Annotated in this window: 7 protein-coding genes; 1 reads left to right on the forward strand and 6 read right to left on the reverse strand. The window is 43.3% G+C overall.

The genetic code is table 11. The features are described from left to right. Positions 1 to 107: 107 nt before the first annotated feature. The 4 genes from pepN to HXT46_RS05345 form a co-directional block, all read right to left on the reverse strand. Positions 108 to 2720: an aminopeptidase N gene (gene pepN, locus HXT46_RS05330; protein WP_421785840.1), complete on the reverse strand. Its 2613-nt coding sequence runs from the start codon at positions 2718 to 2720 to the stop codon at positions 108 to 110. A 38-nt stretch (positions 2721 to 2758) separates the two neighbouring features. Further along, a complete protein-coding gene (locus HXT46_RS05335; RefSeq protein ID WP_421785842.1) occupies positions 2759 to 4738 on the reverse strand; it encodes an RNase J family beta-CASP ribonuclease in 1980 nt (659 codons plus the stop codon). A gap of 147 nt (positions 4739 to 4885) precedes the next feature. After that, complete coding sequence (locus HXT46_RS05340) at positions 4886 to 5029, reverse strand: hypothetical protein (RefSeq protein WP_004113042.1); 144 nt, start codon at positions 5027 to 5029, stop codon at positions 4886 to 4888. A 381-nt stretch (positions 5030 to 5410) separates the two neighbouring features. Continuing rightward, positions 5411 to 6790 carry an MFS transporter gene (locus tag HXT46_RS05345; protein ID WP_421785844.1) on the reverse strand — a complete coding sequence of 460 codons (1380 nt, stop codon included), beginning with the start codon at positions 6788 to 6790 and terminating at the stop codon, positions 5411 to 5413. Between the two features lie 401 nt (positions 6791 to 7191). On the opposite strand from HXT46_RS05345, the gene HXT46_RS05350 reads away from it, so the two are divergent. Beyond that, positions 7192 to 11736, forward strand: a complete 4545-nt coding sequence (locus tag HXT46_RS05350; protein WP_421785846.1) for a hypothetical protein — start codon at positions 7192 to 7194, stop codon at positions 11734 to 11736. Between the two features lie 350 nt (positions 11737 to 12086). On the opposite strand, the gene HXT46_RS05355 is transcribed toward HXT46_RS05350, so the two are convergent. After that, a complete protein-coding gene (locus HXT46_RS05355) occupies positions 12087 to 18008 on the reverse strand; it encodes a GA module (protein WP_421785848.1) in 5922 nt (1973 codons plus the stop codon). A 497-nt stretch (positions 18009 to 18505) separates the two neighbouring features. Next, complete coding sequence (locus HXT46_RS05360; protein ID WP_421785850.1) at positions 18506 to 19177, reverse strand: GNAT family N-acetyltransferase; 672 nt, start codon at positions 19175 to 19177, stop codon at positions 18506 to 18508. Positions 19178 to 19206: the final 29 nt, after the last annotated feature.

The raw sequence follows: 19206 nt of genomic DNA on the forward strand, positions 1-19206 counted from the left end.
TTTTAATATTTAATCAACTTAATCTTTAATCAACTTAGATTCAATCTACATCTTCTTATTTTCTTATTAGGAATGTACATTGAACATCGCCATTAACTTGCAAAAGACTAAAGCGAATCGTTGTAATGCTGCACCTTAAGCGTGCGACGAGAAGAATCGAGCTTGCCGAGAACCATGCGACGCAAAGCCTGATCCGCATCCTTATGCTCATCAAGCCATAGCTGTCCGCGCTCAACTAACTCGTCTACATCCGCATAATTTGGATACAAGCCTTCAATCAAAGTTTCAGCCATGTGGAATGTGCGATTCTTCCAAATCCACTCAACTTCAGCAAAATAGCGCTCAACATAAGGCTTAACTAAATCTCCTTTAGCAGTGCTTGCAAAGCCAGCAACCACAGCACCCATTTGCATATTAGTCAAATCGAGATTGCGCAAAGCCTGTTCAAAAGCCCAATCCTTAGCTTCTGCAGTTGAACGAGCCGCATGAGCTTGATATGCGTATTCGCGATTCTCAGTCGTGTCGCGCTTTTTAAGTTCCGCGTCAATTCCAGCTTCGTCCAAAGCGTTCACACCTGCGAGCGCAATAAGAATGCTCCAGCGCAAGTCGTTGTCGATTTCCAAGCCTTCCAAACTCACGGAACCGTCAAGTAATCCGTTAGCTACGCGCACAAACTCAGCATCTCCAACTTCGCCGTAGCCAAGATAAGCCTTGAGCAACTGGAATTGCTCGTCGGAACCTGCAGAAGCTGCCAAAGCCAACTGCCAGAGTTCGTGAGCTACATGCTTTGCGACTTCTGCTTGGCGCTCTGGAACAACGTAGTGGCTTGCAGTTACCTTTACTTGACCAAGAGCATAGCGGAAAGTAGTTGATTCGCGCTCGGTGGCAAAGGCTTTAAGGCTGAGTTCCACGAAGCGTTCTGCTGGGAATTCTGCGTCTCGAGTCATATCCCACAATGCGAGCCAAATAAGCGAGCGAGTCAAAGAATCCTTAAAGCGGTAAAGATTTTCTGCGGCAAATTCAAGCGACTTTTCGTCGAAACGTAACTTTGTGTAAGTCAAGTCGTCATCGTTTACAAGAATAAGCGCTGGCATTTTTTCGCCGCGAGCTTCAACAACTTCCGTCACTTCGCCGTCAACATCTAGTTCGATTCGCTTTGTGCGCTTAATTTCGCCAGTTGCTTCATCTACATTGTAGAATCCAACAGCCAAGCGGTGTGCGCGCAAAACTGGATGCTCTTCTGGCGCGCTCTGGCGCAAACGCAAGGAAGCAATAGTGCCGTCACCTGCTTCTTCGACTTCGGTGGAAATCGTGTTAATTCCAGCTTTTTCAAGCCACTGAGCACTCCAAGCCTTAAGATCGCGTCCGCTTGTAAGCTCCAACTCGTGCAATAAATCAGCCAAAGTTGCGTTGCTGTATGCATGCTTGCTCAAGTAATTGTGGATTCCTTCAAAGAACTTTTCGCGACCAACGTACGCTACGAGTTGCTTTAATACGGAAGCGCCCTTTGCGTAAGTGATGCCGTCGAAGTTAACGGAAGTGTCGTTCAAATCGTTGATTGGAGCAACGATTGGGTGGGTTGTTGGAAGCTGATCTTGATTAAGCGCCCAGCTTTTTTCGCCGGAGTTGAAAGTGCTCCAAGCGTCATGCCATTCGGTTGCTTCAGCAGTTGCAAGAGTAGACGTAAACTCAGCAAAAGACTCGTTAAGCCACAAGTCATTCCACCACTTCATTGTTACGTAATCGCCAAACCACATGTGTGCAAGCTCGTGCAAAACTGTTACAACGCGGCGCTCAGCATAAGCGTCCGTAACCTTGGATTCAAACACGTATTGGTCGCGAATTGTAACCATGCCAATGTTTTCCATAGCTCCAGCGTTATATTCTGGCACGTAAATCTGATCGTACTTTGCGTACGGGTATGGCACTCCCCAAGTCTTAGCGTAGAAAGCAAAACCTTTCTTCGTAATATCGAACAAGTAGTCAACGTCTTTTGCAAAAGCGTCTTTAAGCGCCTGACGGCAATACATTGCCATTGGCACTACGCGACCGTCTTCGTTGTTGTAAGACGTGTGCCATTCTGCGTAAGGTCCTGCGCAAATCGCAGTTAAGTAGGAGCTCATTTTTGGAGTTGACTCAAACACCCAGCGCTTCATTCCTTCTACAGCGCCATTTTCCAAAGTGCCGTCTTCCGTCTCGCGGCCTTCAATCGCAGTTTCGCTCTTAACTGGCATGTTGGAAGTCACAATCCAGCTTTCTGGAGCATCCACGCTAAAATCAAAAACAGCCTTCAAATCTGGCTGATCAAACACTGCGTAAACGCGGCGAGCGTCCGGAACCTCGAACTGAGTGTACAAATACACGTTGCCGTCGGAAGGATCCACGCTTCTGTGCAATCCCTCGCCCGTGTTGGAATATTGGCAGTTTGCTACAACTTCTACGGTATTATGCTCAAGCAGATTTGCTAGCTCAATTCGGCTGTTTGCAAAAACCTCAGAAACATCAAGAGATGCTCCATTGAGCACAACTGATTCAACGCTGTTTGCAATCAAATCGAGGAAGCTTGCACTACCAGCTTTAGCGTCGAACTCAATCTTTGTGCGCGAAGTAAAATCGCGTCCGCCTTTTCCTAAATCAAGTGCAACATCGTAGTGAATTGGCATTTGAATTGCGCTAAAACGTTCCGCAGCTTCTACGCGAGTCAGATTTGCTCCTGGCATATTTACCTTCCTTTTTCTTATTTTCCTTTATATTTTCTTTATTCTTGAGTATTTTCTGAAATATTTGCTACTACTGGCACAATCATTGGCTTCCTACGCAAAGCACGCGCAATCCAACTTCCAAGCGTTCTTCGCATAATCTGCTGAAGCTTATACGTGTCTTTCTCGCCGTGCACCATGGCATCTTGAAGCTGGAAAACAATTTGAGATCGAACTTTTTCAAAATCAGACTCGTCTTCTGCAACAGCATTCAAGTAAATCTTTGGACCTGCTACAACATCTGCGCTATCTGTATTTACCACTACAAAGCTAGACACAAATCCTTCTGTGCCAAGAATTCTGCGCTTTTCCAGCTCTTCGTCTGTAAGCTCGCCAACGGAATCGCCATCAACATACACGTATCCGCATGGCACAGATCCAACAACGGCGGCGTTGCCGTGGTACAAGTCCACAACATCTCCATCTTCTGCCAAAACAACATTTTTAGGATCCACGCCTGTTTTAACAGCAATCGAACCGTTTGCCACAAGATGCCTGTGTTCGCCGTGAATTGGCATAGCGCATTTTGGCTTAACAATGTTGTACAAGTAGAGCAACTCACCCTCATTGCAATGACCAGAAACATGAATCGCAGCATTATCTTTGTTGATTACGCGAGCGCCCATTTGCACAAGCTTGTTGATTACTTTGTAAACTTCATGCTCGTTTCCTGGGATTAGTGAGCTTGCAAGAATTACGGTATCAAGCTCATTAACTGTAATATCTTTGTGTATTCCGTCTGCGATTCGACCAAGAGCTGCCATTGGTTCGCCTTGAGATCCTGTGCACATATACACAAGCTTGTCGTCTTGAATATCTTTTGCTTGCTTTAAATCTACAACAGTATTTTCTGGAATATGCAAGTAGCCGAGATCTGCCGCAATAGACATATTTCTAACCATTGAGCGCCCAACGAACACAACTTTTCGACCATACTTGTGTGCAGCGTCTACGACTTGCTGAACGCGGTGAACATGGCTAGAGAAGCTTGCGACGATTATTTTGCGAGTGGCTTCCGCAAATGCACGATCCAAAGCTGGTCCAATAGTGGTTTCTGGCTTAACGAATCCTGGAACCTCGGCATTTGTGGAATCCGCCATTAATAAGTCAATTCCCTGTTCGCCAAGCTTTCCGAATTCAACTAAATCAGTAAGCCTATGGTCTAGTGGAAGCTGATCTAGCTTTATATCTCCCGTATCAATAAGCGTTCCTGCTGGCGTTTTTACACACACTGCAAGAGCGTCTGGAATGGAGTGTGTTACGCTAATAAACTCCAAATTAAAAGGACCTATTTTTAGCTTGTCTCTGCCTTCTACATGAATCATTTTTGGGTTGATTCTGTGTTCTGCACATTTTGCTTCAACAAAAGCGAGTGTTAATTTAGATCCGATTAGAGGAATGTCTGGACGCATTTTTAGCAAATATGGCACGCCACCAATATGGTCTTCATGTCCGTGCGTAAGTACCAGAGCATCTACTTTATCTAACCTGTTTTGAATGTAGTGAAAATCTGGCAAAATCAGGTCTACGCCCGGCTGCTCTTCTTCTGGGAAAAGCACTCCGCAGTCTATAAGCAGAATATGACCGTTGTATTCTATAACGTTCATATTTCTTCCGATTTCGCCCAATCCGCCAAGTGGAACAATTCTCATTGACCCCTTGCGATATTTTGGCGGAGCGATTAACGCACCATCGCGCTGATCGTTTACCACTGGTGGAAGCGCGTTTTTAACTATTTTAGAACTTTTAGAACTTTGCGTATTTTTGATTTTTTTGCTTGCTTTCAAAGATTCGATATTGTTATCGTTAATCTTGTTATCGCTTGTTTTATTGCTTTTTTTACTTGTATTAGTTGTTTTTTCTTTTTTCACAGTTTTATTTGACTTTTTATTCGTTATTTTTGAAGGTTGGGAGGTTTTTACAGAGTCTACAATTTCTGCAAGAATCTCATCCGTCAATTGCATCGTTGTCTTACTCATCTAATCCATTGTAGCGTTACGCCTCAACGGATTAACACTTAAAAATATGAAGCAAATCGCTTTGAATTTGTCGTAAATAACCTATAAAGCTAAAGCTAAAGTCAAAATGTTAAAGCGTGTGTTGAAACGTGTGTTAAAGCGTAAACTCTAATGCTTACCGTATTTTTTCCAAATCTTGATTCCGATGCCGATTAGTACTACAACGATTGCGAAAATCATTGAACCTAAAATTGCGGAGCCTGATTGAATGTCAGCAAAGCCTGCTGCTGCGAATAAATCTGAACCAAACATTACACACCTTCTAAAATTCTTGTTTATTGTTTATTGTTTTGTTATAAAAACCTATTATTCCTAATTCTACAATACTTTTTTGCAAAAGATAATACTCCGAATTGCCTTCGTGCTACGCTTTGAACACTCAGACAGGTTGTCGCGCTTAGACCGTAGCGCGCAAGGGTAATTCTCTGTTTGCTGTTGCGAGATATGCGGATTCGTTACATTTGTATTATCGGTGAGGCATTTGTAACGCTTTTCGGGTCAGATTTGTTATATATGTCTCGCGCATGAGATATTTGTAACACTTTTGGCTAAGATTTGTTACATTCGTCTCGGTGATGAGACATTTGTAACGTTTTTTGGCTGTGGCATATACCCCTTTTAGTATGAAAAGCGTCAGTGTTGTTTGCGTGTTACAATAATCCACCCAATTGACGCGATTGGAATTGCAACAAGCGTAGAAATCCACGGAACCATCATTCCGCCGTGCGAACTCCACGCGTCAATCGCAAAGCCCGCGACCATTGATCCAAGAGAAGCGCCAGTTGCAGATGCCGTTGGCAGCCACGATAATCCTTCGGTAAGCGAGTGCTCAGGAATCGTGTCTTTAACAATAAGATTTCCAGTTGCAAAAATCGGAGAAACACATAGTCCGCTTAAAAGCTCAAAAATGCTTAGAAGCACGAGTCTATCTAAGTTAATGTTCATAAGAATAAAGCCAATAGTAAGAAGGCTTAAAAACACGATTAGATGAGACCAATTAGATCCGCGGAATTTGTGCGAACCAAAAATAACAGCTCCAACTAAAGATCCGCATGCAAACAGCGCAAGTTGCAAGCCGATTAATTTGTCTAATCCTTGCGCGCGCATTGCTGCAGTAACAGATACGTCAAAAGCGCTAAAACTCATATTAAAAACAAGGAACATAACAACAAGTGGTATGATTCCGCGGTAAAGAAGAACGTTTTTAGGCTTCTTCTTACGATTTTTGTTTTTGAGTTGTTTAAGTGAAAGCCTGTCTATAAGCTTTGTAGTGTTGTTGCTTTTATGTGTGTTTTGTACGTTTTCGCTTTGCTCGCTTATTGCATTTTGCACGTCTTCGTCGTATTTAGGCGCGCTTTCTACTTGCACGATTTTAATAACCGCTGGCTGTGTGTTTTTAAGTGATAAGAACCACGCTCCACCTAGTCCACTTGCTAAAACCGGCACAAAAAGTTGAGATACAGGGTGAACGCTAGTGGCAAGCCATGCTGCAAGAATTGGTCCGAAAATAAACACAATCTCGTCAATTCCAGATTCAAGCGCATATGCAACGTTTAGTAACGTATCGTCGCTTTGACTTTTAAGTGTGTATGCCCAGCGCGTTCTAACAAGCGCGCCGAACGCAAATTGCGTAACTCCCATTAAGATTGCAAGCACAAAAATTATTGGCAAGGGTACACGTATTAGCGCTGCAACAGCAAAAGATAGCATAGCTACAACTTGCGCGCTTAGAGCAAGTGTTCCAACTTTTCTTTGACCAAATCTATCAAAAAACTTTGCATATAATGGCGTTACGGCTGCTTGTGATAGCACGTATGCGGCACTCATAGTGCCTGCAATAGTCCAATTGTTGTAAATGTGGTTTAGTGCAAGAACGATTCCTAAACCCATCATCGAAATAGGCAGCCTTGCTATTGCTCCAGATATGCAAAATGCTCGCGTTCCTTCAAAAGAGAACAATCTTGCATAATTTGACATAGGCGAAGACTTTTGCTGCGCCGATTTCGATGACATATTCACTTCCCTTAAAATTTGTACGCGTTTAACGTGCTTAACATGATTGATTTTTGAGTATCTTTCTAGTCTACATTATGGCGTCAAAGTTTGCAGATTGATGTTTTGATTTTACCGTGTTTGTTCCCTTTTTGGTCGATTGGGGAAACAAAAGCGGGAAAATCGTTCGCGCATTATGCAGATCGAAATCGTCGATTCGAACGTTAATCCATAGGTATTTGATAAAATCGCATTGAAAACTTGATACCCCCCCCCCGTAGAGCTGTATACTATTTTCGTATGAAGCAAGGTTTAAAAAAGATCGCAATGGAAGCGAACAAAAAATTGCGATTCTCGCACAAAATCTTGTTTAAATAGCAGAGTCTACGATTTTAATCATTAGAAAAGAGGAGAGGTTAGTTATGAACGCTAAGCTTGCCGTAGCAATATCTTTAGGCGCAAGTTCTCTTGCATTATTCGGCATGGCAGGTGTTGCCAACGCTGAAACAGTTACTCCACCAAATTCTGATACCAATACGCCACCTGTTGTACAGGCTCCACAACCTGGAAACACAAATCCTAGTGGCAATTCAGGTAATGAAAATCCTCAACCTGGAAGCACAAATCCTGGAAACACAAATCAAGGTGGTAATTCTGAGCAGAATCAACCTGGCAGCACTCCTGCAGTCCATCAAGGCGGTGGAAATAGCGAGGGAACGAAGCCAGAAGAAAAGAAAAATGAAGCTGCAGAACAAGCTATAAAGGATGCAAAGTCCAAGAGTGAAGACGCTCAAAAAGATGTAGCTACAGCAGACAATGAAGTTAAGCAAGCAAACGAAAAGGCAACTGAAGCCAAGAACACTGCCGAAGAAGCTCAGAATGGTTTAAATGCTGCTAACAAGTCAAAAGATAAAGCAGATAAAGAAAAGACTGAGGCTGACAACAATTTAAACGCAGCTAACAATGAAGTTAACGCCAAAGAGAAAGTAGCTGAAGAAGCTGCAGGCGATGTAGCTGCAAAAGAAAAGACTTTAAAAGACGAGCAAGCTAAGCAGACTGCAGCTGAAGAAGCAAAGAAGAAAGCAGAGAAAGAAAAAACTGCGGCTGAAGAAGAAAAGAAAGCTGCTGAAAATAATGTTACTGATAAAACCAAAGATTTAGAAAAAGCAAAAGGAACTTTAGAATCTAAGCAAGACGAGAAAAACGATTACGACAAAAAATTAAAGGAAGCACAAGAAAAGTTAGAAAACGAAAAGAAGGAACAAGCTCGTTTAGATGATATAGCTGATAAAGCCAAAACAAAACAAGAACAAGCAGATCTCGCTGTTGAAAATAACAAAAAAGAGCAGCAAGAAAAGCAAAATAAGATTGATGCTCTAAATAATCCGACTACTACCACTAACGAAGAGGTAGAAAGACTTAAGCGTGAAGCATCTGAAGCTGAACAAAAAGCTAAAGATGCTAAGGCAGATGAGGATAAGAAAGATAAAGAAGCTAAAAATAAGAAAAAAGATCTAGATAACGCTGGAAACAATCTCAACTCAGCAGAAAAAGATCTTGAAAATAACTCAGACGCTAAAAAGTTGAGCGATGCAGAAAAAGCTGTGAAAGACGCTAATAAGAATACTGCAGATGAAGCTGCTAAGAAAGATACTTCTAAAACTACAGCAAACTTTGCAGGATTCTTGGATTATGTGATTGAAAACTCAAATGGTGATAAAGCTCTTCTTGAAGACGCTCAGCGCGCTAAGCAGATTTTGAACGGTGAAAGAGTTGAAATCATGAAGCAAGTCCAGAACGGAGACAAAACAGAAAACGTTCTAGACCACGTTATAGAAGTTCCTATGTGGTATAAGGATCTTGTAAAGCTCGGCAAAGTTGGCGGCGCGGATTCATTGCAAAACATGAAGGAAGCTGCAACTTACTACGAGGCACTCAACAAGTTACGCCAAGAAGATAGCGCTAAAAACAGCGCAAGTACTGAAGACAAAGCAACTTTGTGCGCTGTTAACGTGCGTCTTAGCTTGATTGCTGAGTCAATTGTAAACTCCTTCTATTCTGGCGCAAATCATGATCATGCAATAAACCACCCTGGTTATAAGAGTAGCGAAGTGATGAAAACTAACCCGTACAATGCTACAGAAAATCTTGCGTGGGGCAATTACGACGGAGACTCTAAGGATCATAAGAATCAGGAGTATGGAAATTGCCATATAACAGCAAATGGCAATACGTCTTGCTCTGTAGATGCTGAAAAATATAACGCTCTTAGCGGCTGGTATACGGTTGAAAAAGAGCGTTACGACAAGGCTGTTGAAGGAACGTTTGTAACTGGCGAAAAAGGTAGTGAAGTAACTCATAAGATTTCTGATGCTGGTAAAAAGGTTCTTAAAGAACATCGTTATGATTTGGGTCGATACATGCGGCAGAATCCAGATACTAAGTTGTTTGAGTTTGCTGATGATAATAGTAAACTCAAGGGCATTTTCTTGGAATCTGTGGGTCATTACACGAATTTTGCTAGCAAAGATATTACTGCTGGCGGATTCGCTGAAAGCGACTTAAGCTTGCAAGAAGTTACAACAACAACCACAGTAAACGGAAAGTCTACAGTTAGCAAAGAAGATGTTGTAGGAGATGTAGCTGTATGGCACGGAAGCAACGAATCTTCGATTAGCGTTGCTAAATATAAAGAGCTTCTTGCTAATTACGAGAGTAGCCTTGGTGAAAGCGCTAAGGCAGAGTTGCAAGAGAATGACGCTATAAACAAGCTGAATGCTGAAGCAAATAAAGCAAACTACGATTTGTTTGTTAAAAAGTATGAGCTTCGTAAATTGCATTATGACTTGAACATGAGCGATGCTAACAACTTAGACGCTGCAGATGCCGCTAAACCTGAAGCTGGTTTGCAAGATCAGGAAAAGAACGCACTTGATGTTCTTAAGCAAAAAGCTCAAGAACTTGTTGCGTACTATAGCCAAACTGATGTAACGTGGGCAGCTACGCAAGAGACTGTTAATCGACTTCTTAGTCAAGCAAAATCTGAAGTGAAAAAAATAGAATCTAAAATTACTAATATTACTAATTCAATAAGCACTGCTGATTCCAAAAAATCTGAAGTAGAAAAGCTTAAGACTGCTGTTGCAAAAGCAAATACGGAGTTTGAAAAGGCTAAAACTGATGTTCAAGAAGCAAATAAAGCTTTAACACAAGCTAAAGAAACAGCTAATAGGTTAAATACTGAAGCTACAAGTGCGCAGCAGAAGTATAAAGAAGCTGAGCAGAAGGCTCAGACTGCAGCTCAGCAGACTAGTGAAGAGCGCAATAAGCAGATTCAAAATCTTCAAGGTGAGCTCGATCAGCTGAAAGAAAAAGCCAAAACTCTGGAGCAGACTGCTAAACAAGCTAAGACAGCTGCTGATGCAGCAAAAAATGATGCTCAACTTCAAAAGAATAAGATTGATGGAGAGTTAACTCAGGCTGTTACACAAGCTAAGCAGAAGGTTAATCAAGCACAGCAGGCTGTTCAAGATGCAATCAAAGCTAAAAATAGTGCTGTTGAAGCTCTTGAGGCAGCAAATAAGAAGGTTACTGCGTTAACTGAAAAGATATCTGGATTTGCTGCAGCAATACAAAAGCACGAAAATGAGATTAAAGCTGCTAAAACAAAGGTAGCAACTGCTCAGAGCGATCTTAAAACAGCAAAACAAAAGCAAACTAGCGCTGAAACTGAGTTTAAGAATGCAAAACAAACAGCAAAAGAAAAAGCTGAAGCTGTTAAGACTGCTGAACAAAATGTAGAAAAAGCAATTGCTGCTATTAGTGCTGCTAAAGAATCTGTTAAGCAAGCTAAGATTACGGTTGCTTCTGCTCAATCTGCTCTTGCAGCTGCTAAAACTAAGGTTACACAGGCTCAAACAAAGGTTGAGTCTTATAAGACTAAATTTGCAGCAGCCGTAGCTGCTCTTCCTGAACAAGTTCGAGTGACATATCAGGCGAATTTTGCTGCTGTAACTGGTAACTTTACAACAATGCTAGCAACCCTTAACTCTTGCTCTACTACTTTGAGTTCTGCTACTAGCACGTTGCAAAAATCAGCAGAAAGCCTGTCCAAGGCTGTTCCAGACCCAGTTCCAACGCCTCCAGTTCCTGCACCAGTACCAACGCCACCTGCGCCAGTTCCAGTTCCAGAACCTCCTACACCACCAGTAGTAGTACCAGAACACCATAATGAAGGTGGTTCTAGTACCAACACTGGCAGTGGAATACAAGAGCAAAACACTGAACCAGGCAACGCTAATCAAAATACTGGTTCAACTAGTGCAACGCAAAATAACACTAGCAGCAGTACGAGCAACAACACGAGTTCTAGCGAATCCTTCGAAAACTACTACAACCAGTATCTTGCAGGATACGCAAACAACTTGTTCGGAAATGAGCAACTCGGATTCCACGCTGCTATTCCAGCTGCACAATCGCAAAGCGCAAACGATGCTAACGGCGCTAACGGTGCAAACGCTCAAAACGCTCAAAATGCTAATGGCGTTGCAGCAAATAATGTTGCAGGCGCAGCACACACTAACACTCTTAGCGCAAGCAGCGCTAACCGCATAGCAGCTGCTCTTGCATCTAGCGCTAAAGCTGCAGCTAAAGATCTTGCTAAAGCACAAGATGCTGCTAAGGATTCTGCTGCTAAGAGCGAGTCCAATAATGATAATGCAAAGAACGACGCAAAGGATTCTGCAAAGAGTAAGTCTAAGAGCGAATCCAAGAATGATTCCAAGAGTGAATCTAGTGAATCCAAGGATGAGTCTAAGAACGCTCAAGCTTCTGGCGGCACACAAGACGGCGCGCAAAGCGCATCCAACAACACTACGCTTAAGGTTGTTGCAGCTCTAGCGGCTGTTGTTGCAGGAATCGCAGCAATCGGAGGCGGCACTTACTTCGCTCGCCATCGTCGCGCATAATCAAAACTAAAAAACAAAAATAAAACCGCGGTTAACTGGTCTTATAATTGACTAGTCTTCCGCGGTTTTTTGTATCTGCACACGATCCCGCTTTTTGTAGCTCTACACACGAAAATCAGCAACAAAATGCGGAAAAACGACGCACTTTGTAGCGATTTACGGCGTGTCAAACAACAAAACCCGTCACATCGTTCACACGGATTAGCCGCGCGAACGTCTTCGCTCGCGTTGAAAGCACACCGTGCTTTCAACCTTAAGCAAGCTCAGCGCTCCGAATTGCCTTCGCGCGCTACGCTTTAAGCGCTTATGTAGGTCGTCGCGCGACGACCTACATAAGTAGCAACTAAACGCTAGTCGCGATTAGCGTGCATTGCGCGCATGCGACGAGTTACAAACGCTCCTCCAATTGCAGCAATCATAGTTGCCATCAATCCAGCAGTAGCAACGTCTGCGCCCGCAGCAACGCCTGCATTCCCGCGAGAACGCATGCCCTTTATAACGCGGCTGCGAACAGCTGCACGCACTTTTGCAGCATTGGCTTGAGCATCCGCAAGTGCCTTACGAGCATCCGCAAGCTTAACAGCAGCAGCGTCAACTTGCGCTTGCGTTGCATGCGGATCTGCAGCAACGCGCTTAGCTTGTGCCAAAGCTTCGTCTAGCGTAGCAGCAGCCTGCTTAACTGCAGCATCCGCTTGCTTTACTTCTGGAGCGTTTTCTACAGCGTTGTTTACAGCCTTGTTGTCAACACCTGCATTTGCTGCGCCCGCAGTGCCAGTGCCCATTCCTGAGCCTGAAGATGTACCTGCACCACCCTGGGCGCCTGTAGCTGAGCCAGCGTTTGCGTTACCAGCTCCAGCATTGCCAGGCTTAGAATCAGTTTCAGCACTATCAATCTGAATGTTCAACTCGCCCTTATCTACAATAGTAGGCGCATTATCGTTCACACCATAACCTGCTTCAGAACCAGAACCAGCATTACCAGAACCAGTATTATCAGTTCCGGCACCAGGAGTTGGAAGCGGACTTGGGGTCGGGGTCGGGGTCGGAGTTGGATTTGGAGTTGGCTCTATTGGTTTCGTGCCATCAAGAGCTTTAGCAGCGTCTTGCAACTTCTTCAAAGCCGCATCCAAAGCCTTCTGCTTAGCTTCCTTTGTGCTAAGATCTGGCTGTTGAGTACCTTGACCAGGTTGTGCTTGCTGATCGGCAGCGCCAGTCAGCTTCTTGATTAATTCATTAGCTTCGCTCAAAGCTGTATCGAACGCAGTCTGCTTATCCTTAGTAGAATACGTATACTTATCTGAGTTCTTAACGTTGCTGTCCTTATCAATCTCATCTTGCAAAGGCTTGGTGTTAACACCATCCAAAGCAAGGCGAGCCTTAATAAGCTTGTCAAGAGCGTCGTCAACAGCCTTCTGCTTTTGAGCTTCCAGCTCAGGAGTAAGCGGAGTGGAAGTAGGCTTCTTAGCATCCGCATTATCGTCGTTTGCAGTCTTCAAAGCAGCTTCAGCCTCAGTCAGAGCCTTGTCAAACGCATCCTTCTTATCTTTAGAAGAAGTGTTATAAACAGGGTCGCCTGGAGTCTTAGGATCAGTTTCGCTTGGCTTCAAGTTCTTGTCGGAGTCAATCTCCGCAGCAAGAGCATCGGTCTTAACGCCTGCACCCTTAACTTTGTTGTCAAGATCCTGCATTGCCTTAAGAAGATCCTTGTACAGCTCATTAACCTGATCCGCATCCTTAGGATCGCCCTTAGCTTTGTCAAGCACGGCACCAGCTGCAGTAGAAGCATTATCAAATGCCTTCTTCTTATTAGCGTCATTAGAATTCTTGTATGCATCGCCCTTAGCAAACTTATCCGCAATAACCTTCAACTCTTCAAGACGAGCCATAGCGTTATCGGTGTTGATTGCATTTGCGAGCGCATCGTCAATATCGTCAACACCAGTGTCTTTGCCTTTATCGTCAACGTGATTCTTTGCAGCTGTGCCGTTGATAATGTCTTTATACGCTTGCTTTTGTGCATTGTTCAAATGACCAAGCTTATCAATAGCAGCAAGAGCATCCGCAATCTTCTTTGCTTTCAGCGCGCGATCAGCAATACCCGTTGGGTCGCCAAGCTTCTTTGCATTATTGATGTCATCAATAGCCTTCTGCTTATCTTTGTCAGAAAGACCGCTATTTTTGATGCGTTCAATCTGCTTTTCTTTTTCTTGCTTGAGAGCGTTCTGGTCATCGTTGGTGTTGCCAGTCGTATCGCGCTTAGGCGTATTATTCTTGATGTCTTCCTTAGCAGCATTAAGCGAAGTATCTACACCATTAACAGCTGTCATGATGTCAGAAGGCTTTGTTGCACTGTTAACAGTGTTCTTGGCATCATCGATTGCCTTAGTGGCAGCTTCATACTTATCTTTAGCTGATTTCTTTTGCTCGTCAGTCAAAGCATTATATGCTGCATCAAGATCTGCTTTCTTAGCTTCAAGCTTCGCAATACCAGCATTCTTAGCATTTTCTTCGTTAATCGAATTCTGGCGCTTGGCTGCGTCAAGAGCAGTCTTAATCTCTTTTGCAGTGGCAGCAGGATTCGTCTTTGCAAGAGCAGTTTCCAAATCGGTGAGCGTTGAATCCTTACCCGACTTTGTACCGAGCAACTCGTTAAGAGCAGCATCATCGGCGTGGGTTGTATCGGTTTTACCCTCAGCACCCGTACCATGATCAAGGAATGGTAACTCATCCTTAATAGCTTTGCGAGCAGCATTTCGAGCTTGAGCTTCGTTAACAATCTGCTGAACTTCTTCAGGAGTCTTAGCACCAGGCTTGGTAGTATCTCCACTATTACCATTCAGCTTTTCCTTGAGCTTATCCTTTTCATCTTGAGTTAAATCACTAAGACCATCAATAGTGTCGTTAGCACTCTTCTTATCCTTAGTGGTTTGCTCTTCTTGCTTCTTTTCGCGCTCCTTCTTATCCTTTTCTTTTTGCTCTTTTTCGCGCTTTTCCTTTTCTTCTTTTTCCTTCTTCTTAATGTCGTCAGGCTTTACATTATTCTTGCCAGCCTGATCATTAGCCTGCTTGAGGATATTCTGAATCTGCTCCTTTGTATTAGCATTTTCAATTTGCTTCTTGTATTCTTCCTTCTGCTTATCAGTAAGCTTTGGATTACGATTAATAAGCTCCTTCGCCTGCTCTTTAAACTTCTTGAGATCATCAGCAGATGGGGTTGGGTTTTGATCCTTAGGCTTAGGAGTAAACAAATCAGCTTTCTTAATTCGAATCAGTTCTTCCGCATGACTATCGGTAGAGCCTGCTTTCCAGCCGCGAACAACTAAATCACCACTAGAATCAATACCAACACTCGTCACACCACCTGCTTGCTTATCTCCAGTGTAAATATTCAAGCCGGATGTTCCACTTGTAGCAGGAGTTAAGTTATATGTGTTTGCATTGTTGCCAGAAAGAACAGTAGCACTCTTAGAATAAGCATTCGCGAGCTTTGACCAGTCAGTCGTCGTATAGTTCTTCTTCAAGAACTGCTCTACAACAATCTTCTTGTAATCATCATCAGTTAAATCACCCTCGTGATCCAACGTCAACTTCTCAAAATTGTACGTATACTCAACTGGCTTTGGCTTCTGATAATCAGCAATCTTCTTGATAAGCTCACGAAGAGCTTTCTCATTATTCATGCCATCAATATCTGTGTCAGTAGCTTTTAGAGTGGTTATAGAATCATCTGTTAACTCTCCAGCTTGCTTTCGCTGGTCACGAAGCTGCTTAGCAAGCTCTTTCAATTTTTCAACGGTGTTGTCCGTAGGAGTCTGGCTTCCACTATTTGGAGCATACAAATCATCTGCTGAAATAATAAATAATGGGGTCTCAGTTGATACGTCAATATTAGCGTCATCCTGGTCTGCATACTGATAACCAGTAACTGTTAATCCATTATCACTATTTACACTAATTGATGTGACTCTTCCATTACCATTGTTATATGGTTCAAGATTTGTTGTACCGGCTTTCGCTGTCCAGTTTTTACCAACAGCTACGTTACTAGTAACACTTGCTAATTCTTGTTCAGTCCAACCAGTGTAATTATCTTTAACAAACTGCTTTAATGCTTTAGCAGCTTCTTGAGGCTTTACATCAGAAACCTTGGATTCATTAATTTGAGTCTTAGTAACAAAATATTTATAAGTATTTTTGTTGTTGTTAGGGTCAGTATCAGTCTTGCTCGTAGGCGTCTGCTGCGTAGGATTCTGGGTACCAGTTCCAGTTACCTCCTTTTTATAGAAGATTCCGATTGGATAAACCTTATCCTCATATCCATCAGCCTTGAAAGTCACGGTACCATCCGCAATACTAATCGTTGCAGATGTTATAGTCACAGACTTACTAGGATCGTTCGCATCTTTTGCAGTACGACCCTTTAACTGATTTTGAAGTGTTGTAATTAAACCTGGAGCAACAGTAGCATGCTTATCAAATGGATCAAATTTTACCTGAGCAGGTGCATCCGGCAAATCAACCGTGAACGTCTTCTTTTCTTCAGCTGGCTTTGGAGTTGGCGGCTTTGGAGTAGGAGTTTGCTCAGCAGCCTTTTGCTTTAGGAATTGCCAAGAAGGAATCTCTGTTGTTGAACCGTCTGCCCAGGTGATGATGGCATTCTTGAAGTCTTTATCAAAGCTTACAGGAGTTTTATCGTCTTTCTTAGCTGCAATATAGACATCCAAGTCAGCGTTTGCTTTATCGAAAGCATCGGTTACTTGCTTTTTCTCCGTGTCAGTCAATTTTGAAAGATTCTCAACCTCAATCACATCTGGCACAACGTAAGGCGCCCAGTCGGAGATTTTTGGTCCCTGGAACACAAGCTCAGACGCAGGAATAGTAGCCTTGGAGCCGTCTTCGTAAGTCACAACAAGGTTCTTTCCGTCTTTATCGAAAGCAATAGCATTATCCTTGGCAAGATGCTTGCTAAATTCGCTGCTATCAGGGTTCGCCTTCTTGAACGCAGCAATAACAGCATTCTTATCATCTTCCGTCAAGACGCTTGGATTCACAACAGGAGTTGCATCAGGCAAAGTTGGCTTATACTTATCGCTATCGGACTCGTCTTTAGAAACAAGCAAGCTAGCTGGCATAATGCGCTTAGTGTTGTCTTTGAAGGTTATAGTTGCAGAGCCGTCATTATTTATAACAATGCCGTTTTGATCGTCTTTAACTAATTCATCAAACAGAGTTGGGCTACCAGCCTTGCCGCGATTAGCATTTTCGATTGCTTCTTTAACCTTACCCTTTTCGTCATTGCTAAGTGCATCAAGCTTCTTAACCTTCGTAACCTCTGGATAGTTAAGCTTCAAATGGTCCGCAATCTTTGGCGTATTGTGCTTTTGACCAACAGCATAGTGCCAATTCCCAGCAAAACGATACACGCCAGCAGCAAAACGAAGTGGATTTACGTCGCGCTTCTGCCAAGCTTCCTTGGTCATCTCGCCAACGTAAGTCATATCATAGAAGCGCTGCCCTGCAGACTCCCAGTCTACAAAAATGCCCTGTAAGCCGTCGGTTTGATCTTTGTAATCACCCCACTGATCCTCCGTATTTCCAGCGTTATCGTAACTTCCGCCATTAAGACCAAGCAGCTGCTTCCATCCCTTACTTGCAAGCACATTTTGCTCATCAAAGTAGAAGTTGGAGATGCTTTTCCACTGCTTTGGAGTAGGATATGTTTTCTTAGACACAACGCCGTAGCCGTTTGTATCTGTAAACGTAAACTGCGAAGAGCCAGTTGGCACAAACGGCTGATTTCCGCGCTGATTTGTTAGTTTTTCAACGCGCGTATACGTAATATTTTGAACGTTCTTCAAGCCTTTTGGAACGCCATACCACCACATTGGGCGGAATCGCCAATCGTCAGCTGCGCCGTCTTTTTTGGCACAATTAGAAAGATAATGAACGCGAACAAACTTTCCAAGCGGGTCTTTACCTTTATCCTTGCCCGCCTGAGCATGCTCAAGAGTATCGTAATAATCCACTTCTATGTGGAAACGAGCTTCTGTATAACTTGCGTCTGTTTTATAACCGTAATAAATGTTGTTGCCAGTGCCGTCTACATAACCGTCAGCATAGGCAGGTGAGGAAACGAATACCCCCCCCCCAAGCACCATTGCGCCAGTCAACATTGCAGCGCAAACGCTCTTTGAAAGAACTGGCTGAGAATCAGCCCCAACACCAGAATTAACGCCAGAATAGTGCTTAACTACACGAATCTTCTTAGACATACTCTTACTCCATTATCTTTTTCTTTGGATTAATGCGCCAACCCGACCGCAAAATCCACATAACCATGCAAGGCATATTTTACTAATTGTTTTATACAATTTAAGATTAATTCATATGATGAATTTTATGCGATTAACGCGCGCAACACACAAAAATCTCGGTGATGAAAATCACGCAATTGTTCTAGCATGTAATAGGGCTGGGTGATTCTTGGTCGAACAGTATAAGAGCGGCAGCCGATACCAAATAATACAAATGATCAACCACTACAAACAAACTTCAACCTAAAAACAAAATCAAAGCCAAAACGGAACAACCGCAACAACAGACTACACGCAAGAGGCAGAGCGTTGTGCGAATCGACGACTTCGAGCTGCATAGCGCGCGAGAAGTCACCTCGATTCGCTGAGCCACTTAAGTGTAAAGTCCACTGGACTTTATTCTTGAGCCAAATCACGCTTTGAAGGAGCTTGAAAGGCGTTATGCAATTTCAAGCTCAGTCAAAGCGCTTGGTGCGGTTTACAAACGGCTCGCCCGAATATATGTACAAGTCCTCAACAAGATCTTTTACGCGGTTCGCATACTTCTCATGATCCTTTTTAGCCCACGTAGCATCTCGCCTAAGCCCATGATAATCGTAGAAACTAACATCGCAAGCCGTATCTGTGTGCAAAAAGTAGCGATTCACTCCGCGGCTGCGCAAATGTTGCATTGTGCGCTTCCACAATCCGCCGCCGACTCCGTGCCCGCGAGCGTCTGGAGAAACAATAAAAAGCTCCAACTCTGCCTGAGTCAAGTCGTTAATATGGCTCATCGCCTCTAACTTGCGCTCAATCTGGCCCATGCCAATCGCAGAATCCAACGCTTTTGCGTGCGAAGAATCGCCTTTAATAGCCATCTTTGCTTCTTGCTCTTCTAGCATCTTCTTAACTTGCTTAAACAGCACTTTATCTCCGTACACGCGCGCAAGCAAAAGTCCCATAAATTTGCCGTTTATCGTTGCAACAGTTCCAAACGTGGATGGCTCTAAATAGTGCAGCACGAATCGCCTAGAAAGATTGCGCGAAGCGTCTACTCCAACAGCATTCGCAATCCCCCATGTGCGCTCGTATTCTTCTACGATTGCGTCAATGTCGTTAATTTTAACTGGACGAAACTCAACCGTCATTTTGTCCTTCTTTTACTTTTACTAACTTA

Source organism: Gardnerella sp. DNF01204 (assembly GCF_049244145.1).
GTDB classification, from domain to species: Bacteria; Actinomycetota; Actinomycetes; order Actinomycetales; family Bifidobacteriaceae; genus Bifidobacterium; species Bifidobacterium vaginale.

Excerpts from the sequence above, each read along its gene's own strand:
- pepN (WP_421785840.1), bottom strand. The coding sequence starts at position 2,720 with ATGCCAGGAGCAAATCTGACTCGCGTAGAAGCTGCGGAACGTTTTAGC.
- HXT46_RS05355 (WP_421785848.1), bottom strand. The coding sequence starts at position 18,008 with ATGTCTAAGAAGATTCGTGTAGTTAAGCACTATTCTGGCGTTAATTCT.
- HXT46_RS05340 (WP_004113042.1), bottom strand. The coding sequence starts at position 5,029 with ATGTTTGGTTCAGATTTATTCGCAGCAGCAGGCTTTGCTGACATTCAA.
- HXT46_RS05350 (WP_421785846.1), top strand. The coding sequence starts at position 7,192 with ATGAACGCTAAGCTTGCCGTAGCAATATCTTTAGGCGCAAGTTCTCTT.
- HXT46_RS05360 (WP_421785850.1), bottom strand. The coding sequence starts at position 19,177 with ATGACGGTTGAGTTTCGTCCAGTTAAAATTAACGACATTGACGCAATC.
- HXT46_RS05335 (WP_421785842.1), bottom strand. The coding sequence starts at position 4,738 with ATGAGTAAGACAACGATGCAATTGACGGATGAGATTCTTGCAGAAATT.
- HXT46_RS05345 (WP_421785844.1), bottom strand. The coding sequence starts at position 6,790 with ATGTCATCGAAATCGGCGCAGCAAAAGTCTTCGCCTATGTCAAATTAT.